The sequence below is a fragment of the Limnofasciculus baicalensis BBK-W-15 genome (assembly GCF_024178385.1).
Lineage (GTDB): Bacteria > Cyanobacteriota > Cyanobacteriia > Cyanobacteriales > Coleofasciculaceae > Limnofasciculus > Limnofasciculus baicalensis.
This window is the reverse complement of the sequence record NZ_JAMZMM010000718.1, coordinates 1-1271: the sequence shown is the minus strand read 5'-3', so window position 1 is coordinate 1271 and position 1271 is coordinate 1. Positions and strand designations below refer to the sequence as shown.

Sequence of the window (1271 nt, the reverse complement as noted above, 5' to 3'; positions counted from 1 at the left end):
TTTTTTATATTTATCGCCGCGTTATGATCGCGGTCAAGAGAAAAACCACAGTGAGTGCAGTTATGCCAACGAATATGCAGTTTTTATTGAAATCTGGCTTAATTTCGGGAATCGTCTTGTCTTCCAGCGAGAGCGTCAAGTAGTAACCGTCAGCTTTTTTGGTAATTGCTCTCCGGCGAATACAGCTAAATTAATTGATCTGTAGCCTTAGTTTCAGGTTCCATCTCAAATGAGGAAGTATGCCTTTAGAGACTCATAAACCAACAATTCTTGCAGTCGATGATAGCAAAGTTATGCAGGAAATGATCAAAATATCAATAGGCAACGACTACAATGTCCTCGTAGCCAATAATGCTGAGGAAGCTTTATCCTTAATGTACAAACATCCGATTGCTATTTTACTATTGGATGTTTCTATGCCAGATATTGATGGATTTTCTCTATGCCGCACGCTCCGCAGCCTGCCGCAATTTGGGGATTTGCCGATCGTCATGTTAACATCCAGGGATAAAGTTTTTGATAAGGTTCAAGGGCGACTAGCTGGCGCAACAGAATACTTGACGAAACCCTTTGATGCTAAAAATTTGATGGAGGCTTGTAGTAAACTTATAGAAACTGATTCTTCAAAAGCAGGAGTTGGGAATGAAAAATAAGAAATGGGGAATAATAAATAGGAGTTTTGCCACATCGTTAGGAGCCTTCGCTCAAGGGTGTTTAATAGTTTTAAATAGTCCTTCAATAGTGTTGGCTCGTCCCGCTTCTGTATTTACCTCTCATTTAGAGGAAATTCAGAGTAACTTGCCCGTGGGATTGGCGATACGCTTGCCAGCAGAATTGCGGATGGGGAAACTATTAGATATTGATGAAAGCCGCCTGATTCTCCGTGTTTTTCCCTCAGAAACCCCAGTTAGCTTTACAGTTAGTCTGTTTACCTGCTCTCGCGGAGCTTACCCCTGTTTGTTGGGTAGTTTTTCCGCGAATAGCAAAACTAATGTCAGTGCTAAACTGGAATTACAAAAGTATAAAGAAAAAGGCGATCGCATTACTTTAGCCCCTAATGTAGAAGGATATCTGCTCGAAGGCCCAGAGCAAAATCCTGCCTATCCCTTTTCGGCGGTAATGTGGGAGCAGAATAATATTATTTATACGATTAATTTCCCCGCCATTGAACGGCAAAATATCCTGTTTATGGCTCTGTCAATGGCTCAGGAGCAACCTCTGTATCGTCGTGTGAATCGTCTAATTCCTTGAGGAATGGGGAGTGGGGAGAC

The 1271-nt window shown here is 41.9% G+C and carries 3 protein-coding genes; all 3 read left to right on the top strand.

The annotated features are described in order from the left end of the window. On the top strand, nucleotides 1-205 hold a 205-nt coding region (locus NJ959_RS31005), incomplete at its 5' end, for a hypothetical protein (RefSeq protein WP_444881964.1). Between the two features lie 34 nt (nucleotides 206-239). Next, complete coding sequence (locus tag NJ959_RS29695) at nucleotides 240-653, top strand: response regulator (RefSeq protein WP_254015357.1); 414 nt, start codon at nucleotides 240-242, stop codon at nucleotides 651-653. Next, nucleotides 643-1251, top strand: coding sequence for a hypothetical protein (locus NJ959_RS31000; RefSeq protein WP_254015356.1), 609 nt, complete (start codon nucleotides 643-645; stop codon nucleotides 1249-1251). The genes NJ959_RS29695 and NJ959_RS31000 overlap by 11 nt, the downstream gene beginning before the upstream one ends. Nucleotides 1252-1271: the final 20 nt, after the last annotated feature.

Excerpts from the sequence above, each read along its gene's own strand:
- NJ959_RS29695 (WP_254015357.1), top strand. The coding sequence starts at position 240 with ATGCCTTTAGAGACTCATAAACCAACAATTCTTGCAGTCGATGATAGC.
- NJ959_RS31000 (WP_254015356.1), top strand. The coding sequence starts at position 643 with ATGAAAAATAAGAAATGGGGAATAATAAATAGGAGTTTTGCCACATCG.